General features: G+C 68.9%; 21 protein-coding genes. 18 read left to right on the forward strand and 3 right to left on the reverse strand.

Features of this window, described 5'->3' with window-relative positions:
• Positions 1-7: 7 nt before the first annotated feature.
• Positions 8-394, reverse strand: coding sequence for a hypothetical protein (locus QM619_RS13620; protein ID WP_415109645.1), 387 nt, complete (start codon positions 392-394; stop codon positions 8-10).
• 155 nt (positions 395-549) lie between these two features.
• Here QM619_RS13620 and QM619_RS13625 point away from each other — a divergent pair, with 155 nt between their 5' ends.
• The 16 genes from QM619_RS13625 to QM619_RS13700 all read left to right on the forward strand — a co-directional run bounded on the left by QM619_RS13625 (position 550) and on the right by QM619_RS13700 (position 18,206).
• Entirely contained in the window at positions 550-2,121 is a 1,572-nt protein-coding gene (locus QM619_RS13625; RefSeq protein WP_415109648.1) for a shikimate kinase, read from the forward strand.
• A 37-nt stretch (positions 2,122-2,158) separates the two neighbouring features.
• Positions 2,159-2,602, forward strand: a complete 444-nt coding sequence (gene aroQ, locus QM619_RS13630) for a type II 3-dehydroquinate dehydratase (protein ID WP_415109651.1) — start codon at positions 2,159-2,161, stop codon at positions 2,600-2,602.
• A 79-nt stretch (positions 2,603-2,681) separates the two neighbouring features.
• Positions 2,682-3,986, forward strand: a complete 1,305-nt coding sequence (locus QM619_RS13635) for an ATP-binding protein (protein WP_415109654.1) — start codon at positions 2,682-2,684, stop codon at positions 3,984-3,986.
• A 13-nt stretch (positions 3,987-3,999) separates the two neighbouring features.
• Positions 4,000-5,046, forward strand: a complete 1,047-nt coding sequence (locus tag QM619_RS13640) for a Gfo/Idh/MocA family protein (RefSeq protein ID WP_415109658.1) — start codon at positions 4,000-4,002, stop codon at positions 5,044-5,046.
• Positions 5,047-5,167: 121 nt separating this feature from the next.
• Positions 5,168-5,419 (forward strand): AbrB/MazE/SpoVT family DNA-binding domain-containing protein, encoded by a 252-nt coding sequence (locus QM619_RS13645; RefSeq protein WP_415109661.1) that lies wholly within the window; start codon positions 5,168-5,170, stop codon positions 5,417-5,419.
• Positions 5,416-5,826: a type II toxin-antitoxin system VapC family toxin gene (locus tag QM619_RS13650; protein WP_415109664.1), complete on the forward strand. Its 411-nt coding sequence runs from the start codon at positions 5,416-5,418 to the stop codon at positions 5,824-5,826. Before QM619_RS13645 ends, QM619_RS13650 begins: the two co-directional genes overlap by 4 nt.
• Before the next feature lie 155 nt (positions 5,827-5,981).
• Complete coding sequence (locus QM619_RS13655; protein WP_415109667.1) at positions 5,982-7,421, forward strand: aldehyde dehydrogenase family protein; 1,440 nt, start codon at positions 5,982-5,984, stop codon at positions 7,419-7,421.
• A gap of 9 nt (positions 7,422-7,430) precedes the next feature.
• Positions 7,431-8,321, forward strand: a complete 891-nt coding sequence (locus QM619_RS13660; RefSeq protein ID WP_415109670.1) for a citryl-CoA lyase — start codon at positions 7,431-7,433, stop codon at positions 8,319-8,321.
• A 22-nt stretch (positions 8,322-8,343) separates the two neighbouring features.
• Complete coding sequence (locus QM619_RS13665) at positions 8,344-10,110, forward strand: thiamine pyrophosphate-binding protein (RefSeq protein ID WP_415109673.1); 1,767 nt, start codon at positions 8,344-8,346, stop codon at positions 10,108-10,110.
• 9 nt (positions 10,111-10,119) lie between these two features.
• The gene (locus QM619_RS13670) at positions 10,120-10,980 is read left to right on the forward strand and encodes a sugar phosphate isomerase/epimerase family protein (RefSeq protein WP_415109676.1); all 861 of its coding nucleotides are present in this window, start codon (positions 10,120-10,122) and stop codon (positions 10,978-10,980) included.
• Complete coding sequence (locus tag QM619_RS13675) at positions 10,977-11,888, forward strand: shikimate dehydrogenase (protein ID WP_415109679.1); 912 nt, start codon at positions 10,977-10,979, stop codon at positions 11,886-11,888. The genes QM619_RS13670 and QM619_RS13675 overlap by 4 nt, the downstream gene beginning before the upstream one ends.
• A 102-nt stretch (positions 11,889-11,990) precedes the next feature.
• A complete protein-coding gene (locus QM619_RS13680) occupies positions 11,991-13,388 on the forward strand; it encodes an MFS transporter (protein ID WP_415109682.1) in 1,398 nt (465 codons plus the stop codon).
• A gap of 63 nt (positions 13,389-13,451) precedes the next feature.
• Positions 13,452-13,631, forward strand: a complete 180-nt coding sequence (locus tag QM619_RS13685) for a hypothetical protein (protein ID WP_415109685.1) — start codon at positions 13,452-13,454, stop codon at positions 13,629-13,631.
• Between the two features lie 38 nt (positions 13,632-13,669).
• Positions 13,670-14,356, forward strand: a complete 687-nt coding sequence (locus QM619_RS13690) for a TetR/AcrR family transcriptional regulator (protein ID WP_415109688.1) — start codon at positions 13,670-13,672, stop codon at positions 14,354-14,356.
• Positions 14,357-14,423: 67 nt separating this feature from the next.
• On the forward strand, positions 14,424-15,920 hold the full coding sequence (gene zwf / locus QM619_RS13695; RefSeq protein ID WP_415109691.1) for a glucose-6-phosphate dehydrogenase: 1,497 nt from the start codon (positions 14,424-14,426) through the stop codon (positions 15,918-15,920).
• Between the two features lie 87 nt (positions 15,921-16,007).
• Entirely contained in the window at positions 16,008-18,206 is a 2,199-nt protein-coding gene (locus QM619_RS13700) for a HelD family protein (protein ID WP_415109694.1), read from the forward strand.
• Here the strand turns inward: QM619_RS13700 and QM619_RS13705 are convergent.
• The gene (locus tag QM619_RS13705) at positions 18,130-19,074 is read right to left on the reverse strand and encodes a methylenetetrahydrofolate reductase (protein WP_415109697.1); all 945 of its coding nucleotides are present in this window, start codon (positions 19,072-19,074) and stop codon (positions 18,130-18,132) included. The two genes, QM619_RS13700 and QM619_RS13705, sit on opposite strands and share 77 nt — an antisense overlap.
• A gap of 52 nt (positions 19,075-19,126) precedes the next feature.
• Between QM619_RS13705 and QM619_RS13710 the strand changes: the two genes are divergently transcribed.
• Both QM619_RS13710 and QM619_RS13715 read left to right on the forward strand, forming a co-directional pair.
• Positions 19,127-20,215, forward strand: a complete 1,089-nt coding sequence (locus QM619_RS13710; protein ID WP_415109700.1) for a polyprenyl synthetase family protein — start codon at positions 19,127-19,129, stop codon at positions 20,213-20,215.
• A gap of 1 nt (position 20,216) precedes the next feature.
• Entirely contained in the window at positions 20,217-20,741 is a 525-nt protein-coding gene (locus QM619_RS13715) for an alpha/beta fold hydrolase (protein ID WP_415109703.1), read from the forward strand.
• Between the two features lie 38 nt (positions 20,742-20,779).
• Here QM619_RS13715 and QM619_RS13720 read toward each other — a convergent pair whose 3' ends face one another.
• A complete protein-coding gene (locus QM619_RS13720; protein WP_415109706.1) occupies positions 20,780-21,484 on the reverse strand; it encodes a thiamine phosphate synthase in 705 nt (234 codons plus the stop codon).
• Between the last annotated feature and the right edge of the window lie 73 nt (positions 21,485-21,557).

The raw sequence follows: 21,557 nt of genomic DNA on the forward strand, positions 1-21,557 counted from the left end.
TGCGACCTCAAGGCCGCGCGGCGAGCCTCCGGGTGACCGCCAACATGATCGGGGCGGCGATCAGACTGATGGTGGCCAACGTCATCTGGGTAGCACGTCGATCGATGCAGGCCTGATAGGCCGCCCTCGTGGTGTCGTCCAGGTGTTGCGTCGCCGGGTCAGGGGTGTAGGTCAGGATCCCGACCGCGCTGCCACACAGCTCGCCCCAGGTTCCAGTCACCTGCGTGACGGCCAAGAACAGGCCGAGCGCGGCCAGAGCCACCGACGCGACGGCTCCCACACGACGTCCCCAACTCGCCGGACGGCGCACCTCGTCGCGGACGGCGACCGCCGCAACCAGGCAGATGACCAGGGCAAAGCCGATCACGACCACATAGATGAAGGCGAACGGCATGCGGCGGTAGCTCCTTTGCTTCCAGGCTCGGAGAATACGTGTGAACCCCAAGCCACCGTCCGAACCCCGGACGGCCGTCCCAGATCGGGCCAGTAGACTCCGGGCGACCAGCCGCCCGCATCGAGGCGGGGCCCGAGCACCGACCAGGAGCACACGTGATCGTCCTCATCGGATTCATGGGTGCGGGCAAGACCACCATCGGTCGGCTGCTGGCCGAACGGCTCGGTCTGCCGTTCGTCGACAGCGACCTGGTCATCGAACATCAGCAGCGGCGCAGCATCTCGTCCCTGTTCGACGAGTTGGGCGAGCCAGGGTTCCGCGAGCTGGAGGAACGCACCATCATCGACTTGCTGGACGGGCAGGCGTGCGTGCTGTCGCTGGGCGGCGGCGCCTGCGGTTCGGCGGTCACCCGCGAGGCGCTGCGCCGGCACACCGTCATCTATCTGCATGTCGAACTCACCGAGGCCCTCGCCCGTGTCGGCGGCGACACCTACCGCCCACTGCTCGGCAAACCGGGCCTGGACACCCTCTACGCCAACCGGCTGGACGTCTACGCGACCACGGCGTCCATCACCTCGTTCACCACCGGACGCCGGGTCGAGGACGTCGCCTTCGAGATCCTGGCCCGGCTCACCTCCACCGCCGAACTGGACGGCAGCCCCGGCATCCTGGTCGCGCCGCCCGGCGGCAGCTACCGCGTCCATGTCGGTCACGGCGTCCTCGACCAGCTCGGACGGCTGCTGCCCGAGTTGCCCGAGGTGCGCCAGGTCGTGGTGATCTCCGGTCCCGGCGACGACGACACCGGCGACCGGGTCGCGGCCGCCGTCTCTCATGCGGTCTCCGACGTCCACCGACTGCGCCTGCCCGCCGACAGCACACCGGCCCAGGTGAAGAGTCTCGAGCAGGTCGGCGCCCTCGCCGGGCAACTGGCCGAACTCGCCATCCACCGCAGTGACCTGCTGATCGGTGTCGGCGGCGAGGCCACCGTCGACCTGGTCGGGTTCCTCAGCGCCACCTACCACCGCGGCATGCGGTTCGTCCTCGTGCCGACCACCCTCGAAGCCCAGGCCGATTCGGCGATCGGCGGCAAGAACGCCCTCGATCTGCCGCAAGGCCAGAATCTGCTCGGCCTCGTCCACCAGCCGGCGCTGGTGATGTGCGACGCCGACCTGGCGACGGGGCGTCCGGACTACCCCGCCGGGCTCGCCGAGATCGCCAAACACGCGTTCCTCGCCGACCCCGACCTGCTCGAATTCCTCCGCCGGCGCGCTGGCGAACTCACCGCCGGCGAGCCTGCCGAACTGTTGCACGTCGTCCGGCGCAGCGTCGAGATCAAGGCCGACATCGTCACCTCCGACGAACGCGAGCAGGGCGCGCGGGCCCACCTCAACTACGGCCACACCTTCAGCCGCGCCTTCGAATCCGCCGCACCGGGCCAACCCGCGGGCGCCCTCAGCCTCGGCATGATGGCCGCGGCCCACCTGTCGCATCGGCTCGGCTGGCTGTCGACGGACGGCCTGGACGCCCACCGCGGCGTGCTGGACGCCCTCGGCCTGCCGACCCGCGCCAGCTTCTCGATCGATCAGCTGGAGTGGGCGTTCGACCGGGACAAGAAGTTCCACGACGGCTGGCGGTTCATCGTGCTGCGCGACCTCGGCAGCCCGGTCGAGGCCCGGCCGCCGCGCGAGGTCGTGGAACTGGCGCTGGCCGACCTGGCGTCCGCCTGACACCATGTCCCCCACACCACAACCGTAAGGAAGCGCGATGTCCATCCTCGTCATCAACGGCCCCAACCTGAACCTGCTCGGCACCCGCGAGCCCGGCATCTACGGCGCCACCACGCTGGCCGACATCGAGGCCGCCGCGATCGCTCAGGGCGAGGCCGCCGGGCACACGGTCGAGTGCTTCCAGAGCAACCACGAGGGCGCCATCGTCGATCGCATCCACGCCGCCCGCACCGACGGCACCCAGTTCGTGGTGATCAACCCAGGCGCCTACACCCACACCAGCGTCGCCATCCGGGACGCCTTCGCCGGCGTCGAGGTCCCGTTCTGCGAGGTGCACATCTCGAACGTGCACAAGCGCGAGGCGTTCCGGCACCACTCCTACCTCTCCGACATCGCCGTCGGCGTGATGGCCGGCTTCGGGGTGATGGGCTACACCCTGGCGCTGGAGTTCGTCATCGAGCAGCTGAAGAACCAGGGCTGAACGACCCTCGCGTTTCGGGAGTTTACCCCCCTCGGATTTTGGGAGTTCTGCCTCCTCGAATTCTGGTAGCTTTGAAGCTGTGACAGTACCGACCGCCGCCATGGTCCCGCGCCGGGTGTCCCAGCTGCTCGATTCGTATGCGGCCGACGAGCCGGTTATCGCCCTGCACGGTCCGCGGTCAGTGGGCAAGTCGACGGTGTTGAGAGTCTTCGCCGACAGTCGGGGCGTCCCGGTCGTCGATCTCGATGACCCCGCAGTGCGGGACGCCGTACTGCCGAACGTAAGTACTGCCGTCGACGCCACGACACCGGTGTGCATCGACGAATATCAGCACGCGCTGGAAGTCCTCGACGCACTCAAGGCCAGGCTGAACCGAGAAGGCAGCCTGCCAGGCACGGCGGTCCTGACGGGGTCTACCCGACACGACGCGCTGCCGCGCACGGCTCAAGCGCTGACTGGCCGCTTGCATGTCATGACCATCTGGCCCTTGTCCCAAGGCGAGTTGGGTGGCGTTCGCGAGGACTTGGTGGAAGCCTTGCGAGCCGAACCCGATGGAACGGTTGCCGCACACCCGACCTCAGCCACAACGCGCGCCGAGTATGTCGAGCGAGTTGTTGCCGGCGGATTCCCGTTGGCGATCCGACGGGCCGCGGCCGCTCGCAACCGTTGGTTCGACAACTACATCGATCAGTCGATCGAGCGCGACGCGGCGGAACTGGCACGGCTCCGCCAACGGCAGGTGCTGCGCGATCTGCTCGGACGACTGGCCGCACGTACGGCGCAGGTCATGAACCTGGCAGAGACAACCAGCGATCTCGGGATCGATCGCAAGACCGCCGAGCAGTACACCCGCCTACTCGAGGACCTATTCCTCGTCGTCAGGCTGCCTGCCTGGGGCAAGACCCTCCGCGCCCGTGCGACGGCGAGGCCAAAGCTCCACATGGTCGATTCGGGCCTCGCCGCACGCCTGATGCGGGTCAGCCCCGCCAAACTGGCGACATTGGACGCCACCGCGCTCACTGAGTTCGGATGCCTGTTGGAGACCTTCGTCATCGGAGAGCTACGCAAGCAGGCCTCATGGCTTGATGAGGCAGTGGCCGTCGGACACTGGAGAACCCATGACCACGACGAGGTCGACTTCGTCATCGAGTTCGACGACGGCCGCGTGCTCGCCTTCGAAGTCAAGGCGAACGAACGGGTCGCGGGCTCCGATTTCAAAGCCATGCGTAAACTGCGCGAGGCGCTCGGAAGCCGATTCGTCGCCGGTGTAGCTTTCAGTACCGGTCGACGCTCGTACACCTACGAAGACCGCCTCCATGTGCTGCCGGTGGACCGGCTGTGGCGACCGGTCACATCGCACCTGTCCGACCTGGCCCGTGGCTGAGACCATGTCTCCCATGGAGAGGACTCGATTGGCCGTCGCCGGGGCCGGCCTGATCGGCAAGCGCCATCTCGAAGAGATCGACCGCAGCGACGCCGCGCAGTTGCACGCCATCGTCGAGCCCGGGCCGGACGGCGCACCGCTGGCGAAGCAGTACGGGGTGCCCCTCTACGCCTCGCTCGGCGAGCTGTTCGCCGCCGGAAAGCCGGACGGCATCATCCTGGCGACGCCGAACCGGTTGCATGTCGAGGGCGGCCTGGAATGCGTCGCTGCGGGCGTCCCGGTGATCGTCGAGAAGCCGATCGGCGACACCGTCGAGAACGCCTCCCGGCTGGTCGAGGCCGCCGAACGGGCCGGCGTCCCTGTGTTGACCGGGCACCACCGCAACTACAGCCCGGTGATGGCGACGGCCCGCGAGATCGTCCACAGCGGACGCCTCGGGCGGCTGGTCGCCGTGGTCGGCACCGCGATGTTCTACAAGCCGGACGACTACTTCGATGTCGGCGGCGGCTGGCGCCGGATGCCCGGCGGCGGTCCGATCCTGCTCAACCTGATCCACGAGGTGAACAACCTGCTGTCGCTGGTCGGCGACATCGTCCGGGTCCAGGCGGTCACCTCGAACGCCACCCGCGGCTTCGGTGTGGAAGACACCGCCGCGATGGTGTTCACCTTCGCCAACGGCGCCCTGGGCACCTTCCTGCTCTCCGACACCGCCGCGTCCGCCCGCTCCTGGGAGCAGACCGCACGCGAGAACCTCAGCTACTCCACCTTCCCGGACGAGGACTGCTACCACCTCGCCGGCACCGACGGATCGCTGTCGGTGCCGACCATGCGGATCCGCACCTTCCCCGGCACACGGTCTTGGTGGGAACCGATGGACACCGTCGTCGAGGACGTCGAGCGCACCGACCCGCTGGCCAACCAGATCACCCACTTCGCCGCCGTCATACGCGGCGAAGCAGAACCGATCTGCAGCGCCCGCGACGGCCTGAAGACCCTGCGGGTGGTGGAAGCCGTCGTCGAGGCGGCACGCACCGGCAAACCGGTCGAGATCACCGGCTGAACTGACTTTCGTCGGTCGAGCTGGTCGAGATCCAGGTTTCGACAAGCTCAACCAGCGTCGGACGGCGATCAGCGACCTCGATGCATCGGTAAGGTATACTTGCCTTACCGAAGGGACGATCATGACAACGCTCACCATCACCGCCAAAGGTCAGATCACGCTGCGCAAGGACATCCTGCAGGCGCTCGGGGTTCGCCCTGGGGACAAGGTCGACGTCCAGGTACTGCCGAACGGGCAGGTGACGCTGAGCCGCACCCGCCGGTCCGGATCGATCGAGGGATTCATCGGCGTCCTGCACGACAAGGTGACCACGCCGGTGTCGATCGACGAGATGAACGAGGCCATCGCCGCAGGCTGGGCGGGCGAGCAGTGAGGTTGACCGCCGACACCAATGTCCTGGTCCGCGCCGCGATCGGGGACGATCCCGAACAGGCGCGCCTGGCCGCCGCGGTACTGCGCGAGGCCGAACTGATTGCTGTGCCACTGTCGACGTTGTGCGAGTTCGTCTGGGTGTTGAGGCGTGCCTACCGCATGTCGACCGACGACGTAGGGCTTGCCCTCGACCGGCTGCTGGCAGCGCCGAACGTCGCCTATGACGAACAGGCCGCCGACCATGGCCTGGCTGTCCTGCGACGTGGCGGTGACTTCGCCGACGGCGTGATCACATACTCCGGTCTGCAACTCGGCGCCACGGAGTTCGTCACGTTCGATCGCCAAGCGGCCCGACTGGCGACCGAGGCCGGCTTGCCGGCTCGTGTGCTGGATTCGGCATCCGGCTGAGCGATCCGAACAGCTGGGCGCCAAACCGCGAACCTCTCAACTGAGACCCGAGCATCCCAACTTCTCCGCATTGAACTAACCAGATGGTTCACAAACGCCGAATTTCTATGCATACTGATCCCGACAAACCCGCGATTCACCTGGGAGACGCACTGATGGCATCGACGACGAGCCAACCGAAACCCCTCCGGCCGGAGCAGGAAGAGGAGTTGGCCGACCTGCTGGCCAAGGCCCGTGCCGCGCAGAAGATCATCGAGACCTACGACCAGGCCACGGTCGACCGGCTCTGCCAGGCGGTCGCCTGGGCGGTGGCGAACAAGGTGACCTTCAGCCGGCTGGTGCACGAGGGCATCGAGGAATCCGGCCTGGGCGACCCGGTCAGCCGGATGGGCAAACGGATGAAGATCCGCGGCGTGCTGCGCGACGCACTGCGCCAGCCCAGCGTCGGCATCATCGAGACCGACGAGGCGAAGGGCCTGGTCAAGTACGGCAAGCCGGTCGGCCTGATCGGCTGCATCGTGCCCACCACCAACCCCGACCTGACCCCGGCCGGCAACGCGATCTACTCGATCAAGGCCCGCGACGTGGTGATCTTCTCCCCACATCCGCGCTCCAAGAAGACCACCTTCGAGACGGTCCGGCTGATGCGCGAGGCGCTGGAGCGCGAGGGTGCGCCGGCCGACATCCTGCAGTGCATCACCCAACCCAGCGTGGCCATGTCACAGGCGCTGATGGCGGCGTCCGACCTGGTCATCGCGACCGGCGGACAGCCGATGGTGCGGGCCGCCTACAGCTCCGGCACCCCCGCCTACGGGGTGGGCGCCGGCAACTCGACGATGATCATCGACGAGACCGCCGACGTCGAGATCGCCGCCCGCAACACCCGGATCTCCAAGACCTCCGACTTCGGCTCCGGCTGCTCCGCCGACGGCAACCTGATCATCCACGAGTCGATCTGGGACGACATGATCGCCGCGCTGCAGGCTGAGGGCGGCTACCTCGCGGAGGGCGAGCAGCGCGAAGCGCTGGCCAAGGTGATGTGGGACGACGAAGCGCACCGGCTGCCCGACACCGTCGCCATCGCGCCCTCCGAGCTGGCCAAGCACGCCGGCTTCGAGGTGCCCGACGGCACCACCTTCATCTTCGTCAAGGGCGACGGCATCGGCGCCGAGTACCCGTTCTCGCGCGAGAAGCTGACCACCCTGCTCACCGTGCACCGCTACTCCGGCGAGTTCGAGAACGCCCTGGACGCCATGCGCGCCGTCTACGAGGTGGGCGGCAAGGGCCACTCCTGCGGCATCTACTCCCACGACGACGACCACATCCACCGCCTCGGCCTGGCCGCGCCGGTGTCGCGGATCATGGTCCGGCAGCCGCAGTCGAAGGCCAACGCGGGCGCGTTCAACAACGGCATGCCAATGACCTCCTCGATGGGCTGCGGCACCTGGGGCGGCAACATCACCAGCGAGAACGTGCACCTCAAGCACTACCTGAACACCACCTGGGTGGCCCGTCCGATCCCCGAGGACAAGCCCAGCGACGAAGAGCTGTTCGGCGACTTCTACGACCCGGCACTCGAGCCCGCGGACGCCTGAGGCCCACCGATGACCCAGTCCCCCGAGGAGTTGGTGGAGGCCGCCCAGAACTGGTGGTCGACCGACATCATCGACATCCACCCCGGCAAGATCGGCGTCCGGGGCTACCCGATCGAGCAGCTGATCGGCCGGGTCAGCTTCCCGCAGATGATCTGGCTGATGCTGCGCGGCGAGCTGCCCAGCGCCGACCAGGCGTCCCTGCTGGAGGCCGCGCTGGTGGCGTCCGTCGACCACGGGCCGCACGCCCCGTCGATCGCGATCAGCCGGATGTCGGTCACCTGCGGGCTGCCGCTGAACGGGGCGATGGCCTCGGCGATCAACGTGCTGGACGACGTGCACGGCGGCGCCGGCCAGCAGTGCATGGAGCTCTACCGGGACATCGACGCCGAGCTGACCGAACACGGTCACGGCCCGGACGCCCCGCTCATCGACGCGGACGCCGTCGCGGCAGCGACCACCGTCTGGGCGCGCTGGAACGAGCGCGGCGTGAAGTACGCACCCGGCTTCGGACACCGCTTCCACCCGCTCGACCCGCGGGCACCCCGGCTGCTCGGCCTGGTCGACGACCTGGCCGCGAAGGGCGAAGTCAGCGGCCGGTTCGCCACCATCGGACGCGCGGTCGAAGAAGCCATCTCGGCCGGACGCGCCCGCCGGGTCCCGATGAACATCGACGGCGCCACCGCGGTCATCTACTCCGAGCTCGGCTTCGCCCCCGAGCTGGGCCGCGGCATCTTCATCCTGTCCCGCTCGGTCGGCATCCTCGCCCATGCCTGGGAGCAGACGAACCAGGGTGGCCGGATCAAGGGCCCGATGACGCCGAAGATCCCCTACCGCTACACCGGCGAACCGCGCCGCGACCTGCCAGGAGCCGCGCCGTCCGACCCCACCGAATCCGACTGAGCACCGAACCCAGGAGTCACCGATGATCACCGACCTGATCTCGCACCAGCTCGTCCGCTACCTCGAGTATCGCGGCGTGAAGCACGTCTTCGGGTTGTGCGGGCACACCAACATCGCGGTGCTCGCGGCGCTGTCGAAGTCCGACCGCATCGAGTTCGTCAACACCCGGCACGAGCAGCTGGCCGCACACGCCGCCGACGGCTACGCCCGTGCCACCAAGCGCACCTCGGTGGTGCTCTCGCACCTCGGCCCCGGCCTCACCAATGCGGCCACCGGGGTCGCCAACGCCGCCCTCGATTCGGTGCCGATGGTGGTCATCGCCGGCGACGTCCCCTCGCACTACTACGGCAAGCACCCGCACCAGGAGGTCAACCTGCACGCCGACGGCGCGCAGCACGAGATCTACCGTCCGTTCGTGAAGCGGGCCTGGCGGGTGGAGTCGGCGCACCTGTTCGCCGAGATCATCGACAAGGCGTTCCGACTGGCGCAGAGCGGACGCCCGGGCCCCGTCCTGGTCAGCGTGCCGATGGACATCTTCTCCGCCGAGGTGGACGTGGCCACCTTCGACAAGGCGATGGCCGGCACCACCGAGTTGGCCAAACCCGGCCTCGACCCGGCGGTCGCCGAACAGATCGTGACCAACCTGCTGGCCGCGCAGCGTCCGCTGCTGCACGTCGGCGGCGGCATCGTGCTGGCCGATGCCACCGACGAACTCGCCGAACTGGTCAATCATCTACAGCTGCCGGTGAGCCACAGCCTGATGGGCAAGGGCGCGGTCGCCGACGACAACCCGTGCGTGCTCGGCATGACCGGCTTCTGGGGCACTGAGTTCGTCAACGCCTCCACCCGCAACGCCGACTGGATCCTGGCCCTGGGCGTCACTTTCGCCGAGGCCGACAGCTCGTCGTGGGAGGAGCAGTACACCTTCCGCATCCCGCCGACCAAGCTGATGCAGATCGACATCGATCCCGAAGAGCTGGGCCGCAACTACCCGCTGCAGCTCGGCGCCGTCGCCGACCTGAAGCCGGCCATCGCCGCCCTGGTCGAGGCCGCCAAGCGGCTCGCCCCGGACGGCGTCCAGCGGCCCGAGCTGCTGGCCGAGATCAAGCGGCAGCGCGACGACTTCCGCTCCCGCAACGCCGCGGCGGTGGCCAGCGACGCCTGGCCGATGCGTCCGGAGCGGATCCTCGCCGAGGTGCGCGAGGTGCTGCCGCGCGACGCGATCATCACCACCGACGTGGGCTGGAACAAGAACGGGATGGCCCAGCAGATGGACATCCTCACCCCCGGCTCGGTGTTCACCCCCGGCGGCTTCGCCACCATGGGCTTCGGCGCCCCCGCCGCACTGGGCGCCAAGATCGCCTGCCCCGACAAGGTGGTGGTCTCGCTGGTCGGCGATGGCGGCTTCGGCGCCAACCCGAGCCTGCTCTACACCGCCCGCGAGAAGGGCATCGCGGCGGTCTGGGTAGTGATGAACAACAACGCGTTCGGCACCATCGCCGGGCTGGAGAAGGCCCACTTCGACACCACCTACGGCACCGTCTTCGAGAACGCGGACGGCCCGGTGCCGACCGACTTCGGCGCCATCGCGCGGGCCTACGGCGTCGAAGGGGTGACGCTGACCAGCGCGGATGAGTTCAAGCCCGCACTGGCCACGGCGATCGCGGCCGGCGTCCCGGTGGTGATCGACGTGTCGATGATCAACGTGCCGACCCCGACGTCGGGGCATTGGAACATCATGGACATCTACTCCCCCGGCGCCGGCATCCACCACGCGGCCACCTCGTAAGCCCCGATCATGACCGCCGCAGTCACCGTCGATCCGCAGGCCCAGCAGTATTCGCTGGGGCACCTGACGATCATCGACACCCCGACGCCCGAACTCGTCCGGATCGCCGCACGGACCGGCTACGACTTCGTCAGCCCGCGGCTGATCTGCGACGGGCTGCCGGGCATGGACCACTCGCTGGCGCGGAACCCGGCACTGCTGCGGGCCACCAGGGAGGCACTGGCGCAGACCGGGCTGCCGGTGCACGATATCGAACTTGCCCGGATCGCCGACGATGTCGATCCGGGCAGCTACGAACCCGAGCTCGCGGTCGGCGCCGAGATCGGCGCCAAGCATCTGCTCTCCAGCATCTGGAGCGCCGACCGAGGCTACTCGGTGGACGCCTTCGGCCGGCTCTGCCGGCTGGCCGCGCAGTACGGCATGACGGTGAACCTGGAGTGGCTGGCGCTGGCCACCATCACCACCATGGCGGACGCCGTCGACGTGCTCCGTCAGGTGAACGAGCCGAACGCCCGGCTGATGATCGATCTGCACCACTTCCACCGCTCACGGGAACGAGTGGCCGACCTGGCCGCACTGCCCGCCGAATGGTTCGAATTCGCCCAGATCTGCGACGCTCCGGCCGACATCCCCACCGAGCACGACGAGATGGCCAGAATCATCCGGGCAGGCCGCAGCTACCTCGGCGAGGGCGGCACGCATCCTGCGGAGGTGCTGGCGGCGCTGCCGGCGATGGTCTACTCCGTGGAGATTCCCAACGCCGAGCAGGTGGCCGCCATCGGCGACGAGGCGCACGCCCGGCGCTGCCTGGAGACCGCCCGCCACTATCTCGCCGCCGAGCCGGCCACCGGCTTGAGGAGCCACCGATGACCCGAACCGCGACGATCGCCGACATCGCGACGAGCACCGGCCCCTGGGGCCAGGGATGCCGTCCGGACGTCCACCAGCTGTTCCTGCTCGGCGAGGGCATCGGTGCCTCGCGCACCCCCGCCCTGCACGAGCAGGAGGGCCGGGAACAGGGTATGTGGCTGTCCTACCGGATCCTGGACAGCCTCGACTGGGGAATCACCGCCGACGATCTCGCCGCCGTCGTGGACTGGGCGCGGACGTCCGGATTCTCCGGGTTCAACGTCACCCACCCGTTCAAGCAGTCGATCATCCCCTGCCTGGACGAGCTCTCCGCCCGGGCCAGCGCGCTGGGCGCGGTGAACACGGTAGTGCTCCGCGGCGGCCGGGCAGTCGGCCACAACACCGACTGGTGCGGCTACCAGAAGCCGTTCGCCGACGCCCTCCCGGACGCCTGCCGGGGCACCGTCGTCCAGCTCGGAGCGGGCGGGGCCGGGGCGGCCGTCGCCTACGCGCTGCTCGACCTAGGCACCCCGAAGCTGATCGTGCACGACCTACACGCCGCGCGTGCCCGCGATCTGGCGGACCGGATGGGCCGACTGTTCGGCGCCGCCCGGATCGAGGTCGGGACCGACCTGGCCGACTCCCTGAACGGGGCAGAAGGCGTGGTGAACGCCACCCCGATGGGCATGGCCCACCACCCCGGCAGCCCCGTCCCCCCCGAACTTCTGCGACCTGACCTGTGGGTCTCGGAGATTGTGTACTTCCCACTACACACCGAACTGCTGTTGCTAGCCCGCGAAACGGGCTGCCACACGGTTGATGGCGCTGGAATGGCGGCAGAACAGGCCGCCCAAGCGTTCGAGCTGTTCACCGGCGTCACACCCGACGCCGCGCGAATGCATGCTCAGGTCCGGGCAATGGTTGCCTGACCGCACTCTCCAGTGGGGTCCGGGCAGAACCTGGGACTTCACCGGCTACGCATCGAAGGCGATGCGTTCACGGCCCTTGTGGCCCCTGAACGAGAGGTTCTCATGTCCGCAACATCCACACACGAAAAACAAACCGGAAAGGCGACAGCCAGCGGCTGGATCGGTAGTGCCCTGGAGTACTACGACTTCTTCATCTACGCCCAGGCCGCCGCCCTGATCTTCCCGACCATCATGTTCGACAATCGCGATCCGCGGATGGCGATCATCGGCGCCCTCGGCACCTATGTGGTCGGCTACGTGGCGCGCCCGATAGGCGCCTTCGTCCTGGGCGCCTGGGGCGACAAGCACGGCCGCAAGAACGTGCTGGTGCTCTGCATGCTGCTGATGGGCGTCTCGACCATGCTGGTCGCCGTGCTGCCCACCTATCAGCAGGTCGGCATCCTGGCCCCCGCCATGCTGATGGCGCTGCGCCTGGTCCAGGGCTTCGCGGTCGCCGGCGAGATCTCCGGCGCCAGTTCGATGATCCTGGAGCACGCGCCGTTCGGACGCCGCGGCTACTTCGGCAGCTTCACCCTGCAGGGCACCCAGTTCGGCCAGATCCTGGCCGCCGCGGTCTTCCTGCCGCTGGCCCACTTCCTCTCCGACGACGCGTTCCACAGCTGGGGCTGGCGGATTCCGTTCGCGCTCAGTGCGGGCGTGGTGATCGCCGGCTACCTGATCCGCCGCAAAGTGGACGAGACCCCCGCCTTCACCGAAGAGCAGGAGGAGGGCAAGGTCGCCGAGTCCCCGATCCGGCAGGCATTCCGGGAGAACCCCGGCGCGATCGGCCGGGTGTTCTGCATGGCGCTGACCAACATCATCGCGGTCACCACCTCGATCTTCGGCGCCACCTACGCCACCAACAAGGACTACGGCATCGGTTTCCACGCGGACGTGTACCTGTGGATCCCGCTGCTCGGCAACGTGGTGGCCTGTGTCGTCATTCCGCTGGTCGGCAACCTGTCCGACAAGATCGGACGCCGTCCGATGATGATCTGGGCGCCGGTGCTCTGCGGCCTGATGTCCTACGGCTACCTATGGTCGATCAGCCAGGCGAACGTGACGCTGGCGATCGTGTTCTCGCTGGTCATGTGGGGCGCGGTGTACCAGGGCTACAACGCCGTCTTCCCGGCCTTCTACCCCGAGCTGTTCCCGACCAAGACACGGGTCAGCTCGATGGCGATCGCCCAGAACCTCGGCACCGTCGCCTCGTCGGCCATGGTGCTGGTGTTCCCGATCGTGGCCCCGCCGGGATCGACCAGCGTGGTGATGACGGTGGGCACGCTGACCCTCGCGCTGTGCGTGGTCGCGTCCGTCGCAGCCTGGAAGTCTCCGGAGACCTACCGGCTGCACGGCGACGACCTCGGCGTTCCCGGCGCTCAGCCGGTTCCTGAGGCCGAATACCACCGGCTGCGCAATCAGGCCATCGCCGACGCGAAGGCCGCCAAGGCCTCGGCCTGACCATCGCCCGTCCGTACCCTGGGTGGGCAGCCGAACGGCTGCCCACCCAGTGAGGAGTTCTGAATGAAACCGACCACCCAGCCCGGTGTCGGCCTGGCCATGGCCGTGCTCCTGCTGGTCGCCGGCTGGTACATGAGCAGCAACGGGGTCGGCACCGCCCAGTTGTTCGGCTGGCTCTTCCTCAGCGTCGGTGCGGTCACCGCCGTCGTCAACCTCGTCCTGCTGCTTCGGCAACGCTCCTGACCAACTCGGCCGCGCCGCTTCGGCGTACAGTGGCGGCCATGCCGGCCGAGCCCGCGACCCAACTCGCCTCCCAGCCCGCGGCGCCAGCCGCCCGCAGAACCCGCAGCGCCCCGCGTTCTCGTGCCGAACTGCTCGACGTGGCGACCGCCGAGTTCGCCCGGCTCGGATACTTCGGCGCCAGGGTGGACGAGATCGCCGCGAAGAGCTCCACCACCAAACGGATGATCTACTACTACTTCGGCGACAAGGACGGGCTGTTCACCGCCGTCCTGGAGCGGGCTTACGCCGACATCCGGGCCGCCGAGAAGGCGCTCGACCTGACCCATCTGCCGTCGCGCGAGGCGCTCGCGCGGCTGATCGACCACACCCTGCGCTGGCACGACACGCATCCCGAACTGGCCCGCCTGGTGGCCTCGGAGAATGCCCTGAACGCCACCCATCTGCGGCGTTCCAGCCGGCAGGCCGGCACCAACCTGCCGATCTTGCAGACCCTGGACGACATCCTGGCGCGCGGCCGCGCCGACGGCAGCTTCGTTCGTGAGGTCGCGGCCGTCGACCTGCACCTGTACATGAGCGCGGTCGCGCTGTTCCGGGTCACCAACGCACCCACCATCCAGGCCACGTTCGGCGTCCGGATGGACACTCCCGGATCGTTGGACGCCGCGATCGCCGATCTGACCGCGATGGTCTGCGCCTGGCTGCGCACGCCCGATCCAACCGAGTAGCGCCATCGGTCTTCAAATATCCGATCGGGTCTTCCGGCACCGCTGGAAATAGTGCGAGACTTCGTCAATGGCGAGTTCTGAGGCACAAACAATTGCCTACCCGGCCCCGTCGGCGCGACCCTACCGGAAGGAAGCGGAGACAACCCCTCCACACGTCGTCGTGCTTTTCGGCGGCACTGGCGACCTCTCCCGGCGAAAGCTGATCCCCGGCCTGGCCCGCCTGGCCAGTTCGCACCTCGCGCCGGAGATGATCGTGGTGGCCTCCTCGCTGGACGAGATGTCCGATGACGACTTCCGGGCGTTCGCCAAGCGAGCGGTCGACGACTTCGGGAAACGTGCCCTGCCCGCCGACGAGTGGGACGCCTTCGCCGCCAACCTGCGCTACGTGTCGACCGGGGCGGGCCCCGAAGCCTTGGCCGCAGCGGTGAAGTCGGCCGAGAAGCAACTCGGCGCGGGCTGCCGGCGCCTGCACTACCTGAGCGTCCCACCGGCCGCAGCCCTCAGTGTCATCAGCATGCTCGACCGGGCGAAATTGGTCGACCGGGCGCGGGTGATCATGGAGAAGCCGTTCGGCACCGACCTGGAGTCAGCGGTCGCCCTCAACAGACAGGTGCACGAAGTCTTCCATGAGAAGAACGTGTTTCGAATCGATCACTTTCTCGGCAAGGAAGCCGCCCAGAACGTACTCGCGCTGCGTTTCGCGAATGGCCTGTTCGAACCGATCTGGAACCGCAACTTCATCGATCACATCCAGATCGACGTGCCCGAGACGCTCGGCCTCGATCAGCGCGCCGGCTTCTACGAATCGACCGGGGCGTACAAGGACATGGTGGTCACCCACCTGTTCCAGGTGATGGCCTTCGTGGCGATGGAGCCGCCGACGGCGCTCGACCCCGCATCGATCAGCGAGGAGAAGAACAAGGTCTTCCGCGCGCTGCTGCCGATCTTGCCCACCGACGTCGTCCGCGGCCAGTTCAGCGGCTACCGCGAGCTTCCCGGGGTGGCCCGTGACTCCGACACCGAGACGTTCATCGCGCTGCGCTGCCATCTCGACAACTGGCGCTGGGCCGGCGTCCCGTTCTACCTGCGGACCGGGAAACAGTTGGCCGAGGGCCAGCGGATCATCTCGATCGCGTTCCAAGAGGCCCCTCGCACGATGTTCCCGGCGGATTCCGGAGTGGGCTCGGCCGGCCCGGATCATCTCACCTTCGATCTCGCCGACGAATCCCGCGTGTCGCTGTCCTACTACGGCAAGCGGCCCGGCCCGGGAATGAAGCTGGACAAGCTTTCGATGCAGTTCTCGACGCACGACACCGACCGCGCCGACGACGTGCTCGAGGCCTACGAACGACTGATCCTGGACGCGATGCGCGGCGACCACACCCTGTTCACCACCGCCGAAGGCATCGAGAGCCTCTGGGAACGCTCGATCCCGATGCTGGCCAACCCGCCGGCCGTCAAACCGTACGCACCCGGAAGCTGGGGGCCGAACTCGATCCATCAGCTGATCGCCCCGCATGCCTGGCGGCTGCCGTTCGAGCGCTCTTGGCGCGCCGGGAAGTAGTTTGCGGCCCGGTCGAGTTGTCCGCTTCCGGCCGGCGCCGCACGGTTCGTCGCGCCCTCGTTGGACGGCCAATTCGATCGGCGTAGAATGGCGGGTCTGGCAAAACGGCAAGCAGGAGGTTTCTTGACCCAGCCAGCCTCGGCCCTCGACCGCGAACTCGCCATCGAGCAGGCCCATGTCGATCTCGTCTACGCGCAGCTCGCCACAGCGGCAGCCTCCGCCCGCCGGGCGGCCAATGCCGGACGAGCCATCTACACCTCGGACCGCGGCACCTGGATGCGCGAAGAAGACGGCACCGCGATGTTCGAGCGGGACGCCTTCGCCTTCCAGGCGGCGAAACGGCTTGCGGTGCTGGACGCCGAACACGAAGGCCTGGTCTTCGGCCGGCTCGACCTGGCCGACGGCGATCTGCGCTACATCGGCCGGATCGGCGTCCGCGACGAGGAGTACGAGCCGCTGGTGATCGACTGGCGGGCCCGTGCCGCCGAACCGTTCTACCGGGCCACGCCGTCCAACCCGATGGACGTCACCCGACGCCGCGTGCTGCGCTGCCGCAACGACCGGGTGATCAGCATCGAGGACGACCTGCTGGACGCAGCCGAGGCCGGCGATCTGGTGATAATCGGCGAGGGCGCGCTGATGGCGTCCCTGCAACGGGCCCGCGGCGCTCACATGCGCGACATCGTCGCCACCATTCAGGCCGAGCAGGACGAGGCGATTCGCGCCGACGCGCACGGGGTGACCGTCATCTCCGGCGGTCCCGGCACCGGCAAGACGGTCGTCGCCCTGCACCGCGCGGCCTATCTGCTGTACTCCAACCGACGCCGCTTCGAACGCGGCGGCATCCTGGTGGTCGGGCCGTCCGCGCTGTTCATGAGCTACATCGAACGGGTGCTGCCGTCGCTGGGCGAAGACTCGGTGACCTTGCGCTCGGTCGGTGCGGTGGCCTCCGACGTGCTCGGCTTCGCCGCCGACCGCAACGACGACGCGACCGCGGCCACCGTCAAAGGCTCGCTGCGGATGGCGCCGCTGCTGAAGCGGCTGGTCAATCTGCCGCTGGTCGATCCCGGCCCGGACGGCGCCCGGCTGCTGCTCACCGTGAAGGGCGAACCGGTCAGCCTGGACACCGACGCGCTCGATCGGCTGCGCGCCGAGGTGCTCTCCCGGCACAAGGTGAACCAGGCACGGGAGGCGGCCGAGAAGGCGCTGTTGACGCAGCTGGCAGCGCAGGTGCCCGAGGAGCTGGAGCTCGACCGAGAGACCATCGACGACCTGATCACCGCCAGCGCCCAGTGGCGGATGTTCATCAACGCCTGGTGGCCGACGCTGAGCCCCACCGAGGTGTTGCGGCGGCTGGACGACCCGGCGGTGACCCGCATGGTGTCGGTCGGTCTGCTGAACGCCGACGAGCAGCGCGTCCTGACCGAGTCGTTCCACCACGAGACCTGGTCGGTGGCCGACATCGCGCTGCTGGACGAACTGGCGGAACTGCTCGGACCCGTCCCGGCCGAACCGGACGCCGAGGACCCGGTCTTCATCGAGGGCGGCGAGGTGGCCGAGCTGACCACCATCGCCGACCGGCTGACCCGCCAGATCGTCGACGACCCGGACGCCGCGGCACACGAGGAATACGCGCACCTGTTGGTGGACGAAGCCCAGGACATCACCCCGATGCAGTGGCGGATGCTGCGCCGCCGGGGCGCCCACGCGTCCTGGACGATCGTCGGCGACCCGGCGCAGAGCAGCTGGGCCGACCAGACCGAATCCGACCGGGCGCTCGCCGAGCTGATCGGGCATGCCCCCAGCCGGTCGTTCCGGCTGAGCGTCAATTACCGCTCGCCGGCCGAGGTGTTCGCGCTGGCCGCGGACGTCGTCCGCCGCGGCTTTCCCGGCGCCGACCTGCCCGAAGCCGTCCGGCACACCGGGGTCGAACCCGAACTGCTGGCGGTGGCGCCGGAGGCCTTGCTGCCGACGATCATCGATCGGGCTCGGCACTTGCTGGGCGAGCTGGCGGGAACGGTCGGCGTGATCGCTCCCCCGTCGCGCCACGCGGCGGTCGAGCGGGCCGTGGCGGAGCTTGCGGAGCCGCGGCTGGTGGCGGTCACCCCGCTGCAGGCCAAGGGCCTGGAGTACGACGGCGTGGTCGTGGTCGCCCCGGACGACATCGTGGCCGAGTCGCCGGGCGGCGTCCGGGTGCTCTACGTGGCGCTCACTCGTCCGACACAACGACTGGTGTGCGTCGATCCAGACCCAGCCGGCGGAGATTGGCGAGAATCGCTGAGGTAGCCCGCGACCGGTTCAGGGTGAAGAACTGCAGACCGGGGGCGCCGCCGCGGAGCAGGTCGGCGCTGAGTTCGGTGGCGATCTCGACGCCCACCCGACGCACCGCCGCCGGGTCGTCGCCGACCGCGTGCAGCCGGCTGGTCACCCGCTCGGGCAGCTCGGCCCCGGACAGCGCCGCGAACCGGTTGATCTGGGCCACATTGGTCACCGGCTGAATGCCGGCCACGATCGGCAGCGTGCAGCCAATGGCCCGGACCCGGTCGACCAGCCGGAAGTAGGCGTCGGCGTCGAAGAACAGCTGGGTGACCGCGAAACTGGCCCCGGCCTCCTGCTTGGCAAGCAGCAGCCGGGCGTCCAGATCGGCGTCGCGCCGCTCCGGATGGACGTCGGGGAAGGCGGCGACGCCGATGCCGAAGTCGAAGTTGCCGGCGATCAGGGCGACCAGCTCGGTGGCGTTGGCCAGACCCTGGGGGTGCCGCACCCAGGGCACCGTCGGCCCGCCCGGCATGTCACCGCGGATCGCCAGGATGTGCCGGACGCCGGCCGCCTGGTACGACGCGAGGGTCTCCAGCAGCTGGTCGACGGACTGGCTGGCGCAGGTCAGATGCCCGACGGTCTGCGCCGCGGTCTGGGTCTTGATGAACGTGGTCGCCGAGATGGTCCGGTCGCGGGTGGCCCCGGAGGCGCCGTAGGTGACCGACAGCCAGTCCGGGCCGACATGGTCGAGGTCCATGATCGTCTGCCGCAGCACGTCCATGCCGGCCTCGTCGGCGGGCGGGAAGAACTCGAAGCTGAAGGTCGGACCTCCGGTATCGGCCAGCAGGTTGGCGATGGCCGGCTGGCGTCCCGGTTCGGCATGGTTCACGGACACGAAGAGCAACCCTAGGCGAGCACTGTAGGGCGCCGCCCCGTAGGCTCAGGGGATGGGCATCTTCGCTGCTGACGACCCGATTGGCGCGCCGTTCCGGGATGCCGTGGGAAGCACCCTGCGGGACTTCCTCGGCGCACAGTCCGACCGGCTGTCCGACCTCGGCGGGCACACCGCGATGCTCAGCGATCTGGCCACCGCATTCACCGCCGGCGGCAAGCGGCTGCGTCCGGCGTTCTGCTGGTGGGGGCACCAGTCGGTCGCCGAGACCACCGAGCCCGAGCCTCTGCTGCGGGCGGCCGCCAGCCTGGATCTGCTGCATGTCTCGGCACTGGTCCACGACGACGTGATGGACGCCTCCGACGTCCGCCGCGGGCTGCCGGCGGCACACCGGCAGTTCGAACGCTGGCATGCCGAGCACGGGCTGGCCGGCTCGCCGGAAGCCTTCGGACGGGCCGGCGCCATCCTGCTCGGCGACCTGCTGCTGGTCTGGTCGATGGAGCTGTTCACCTCGTCCGGGCTGCCCGCCGAGGCGCTTGGCCGCGGCATTCCGCTGCTGGACGCGGTACGCACCGAGGTGACCGGGGGTCAGTTCCTGGACGTGGTGGCTCAGGTCGAGCCGATCGGCACCGCCGACCTGATGGCCGTTGTGCCGCGGGTAGTGGAGTTCAAGACGTCCCGGTACACGGTGATCCGGCCGCTGCAGATCGGGGCCGCGCTGGCCGGCGGCTCCGCCGAGGCGCTGACCGCGCTGGCCGCCTACGGCTCCCCCCTGGGCCGGGCCTTCCAGTTCCGCGATGACGTGCTGGGCGTCTTCGGCGAACCGGAGGTGACCGGCAAGCCGGCCGGCGACGACCTGCGCGAAGGCAAGCGGACGGTGCTGGTCGCGCACGCCCTGCAGCTGGCGTCCGAGACCGCCAAAGAGCGCCTCGGCGGGCTGCTCGGCAACCCCGACCTGGACGCCGACGACATCGCCGCCGCCCGCGAAATCATCGTCAGCTCCGGAGCCCTGGACGCCACCGAGCGCCGGATCGCCGACGACCTGGAGCAGGCCCTGGCCGCGTTGGACGACGCCCCGCTGCGCGACGAGGCGGTCACCGCCCTGCGCCGGCTGGCCGAGCTCTCCACCAGCCGGGCGGCATAGCGTGACCTCGGTCGGAGACCGGCCGGTGGCACACGGCATGCTCGAGGTCACCGGCGGGCAGCAGATCTATTGGGAAGAGTGGGGTTCCTCCGCCGGAGTGCCGGCCCTGTATCTGGATGGTGGCCCAGGTGGTGCCCCCGGAACGGGTGGCTACCGGCACCGCTTCGATCTGCGACGAACGCGGGTCATCGGCTTCGACCAACGTGGCTGCGGACGCTCCCGGCCGCACGCGTCCGATCCGGCGACATCGCTGGACGGCAACACCACGCCGCACCTCATCGCCGACATCGAGGCGCTACGCACAGCGCGCGGCGTCGACCGATGGATCGTCAATGGCGCCTCTTGGGGATCGACCCTCGCGCTCGCCTACGCACAAGCTCATCCGGAGCGGGTGATCGGCATCGTGCTGTTCGCCGTCACCACGACCAGCAGGGAAGAAGTCGACTGGATCACCGAAGGGGTCGGCGCGATCTTTCCCGAAGCTTGGGACCGATTCGCCGGGTACGCCGAGCGCGGGTGGACCTGAATCGGTTCGGCGTGGACTACGAAAGCACATCGGACCCGCTATCGCAGCGCGTCAAGGGTGAACGCGTCGAATTCGTCGCCCCAGGCGGCCCGCAACCGGTCGGCGAAACCGCGTGCCGCCCGGGCCGGTTCGGCGGCAGCGGTGATCGCGCGGCCGACGGCGACCCGGCGGGCACCGGCCGCCAGCACCTCGCCGAGATTGTCGGCGGTGATCCCGCCGATCGCGAACCAGGGCTTCGAGCCGGGCGTCGCGGGCGGCGCCACCCGAGCGGCGTGCCGCACCAGGTCGAGTCCGGGCAGGTCGGATGACCAGGGCAGGCGGGCGTAGACCGGGCCCAGTGTCACGAAGTCGATGCCGTCGTCGGCGAAGGCGGCGTCCAGATCGGCGATCGTGTAGCAGGGCCGGCCGAGCAGCGCCCAACGGCTGACGTAGCGGCGGGCCTTCGCCGGGTCCGGGCCGCCCTTCGGCAGCTGCAGCACATCGGCACCGAACTCCCTGGCCAGCGCCGGATCGGCATACACCGACACCAGTCCGCGGCCCCGATCGGCGGCCCGTAACGTCTCCAGCGCCGCGAGCTTCTCGGCATCGGACGCCGCCTCGTCCCGCAACTGGACGAGATCGACACCGGCGTCCAGCACCCCGGCGGCAAAACCGGGCAGATCGCCGGTGCGAAGCCTGGCGTCCGTGACGCAAAACAGCCGAGCCAACCGCAACCGGACGTCGAGCCCCCGCAGAATCGTCATCTGGTCAGCGTACGTAACCGCCGACGAGTGCTCCGCATTACCACGGAATCCGCTGGAAAGGCTCTCAGCCGCT

The organism is Micropruina sp. (assembly GCF_047606665.1).
Classification (GTDB): Bacteria; Actinomycetota; Actinomycetes; order Propionibacteriales; family Propionibacteriaceae; genus Micropruina.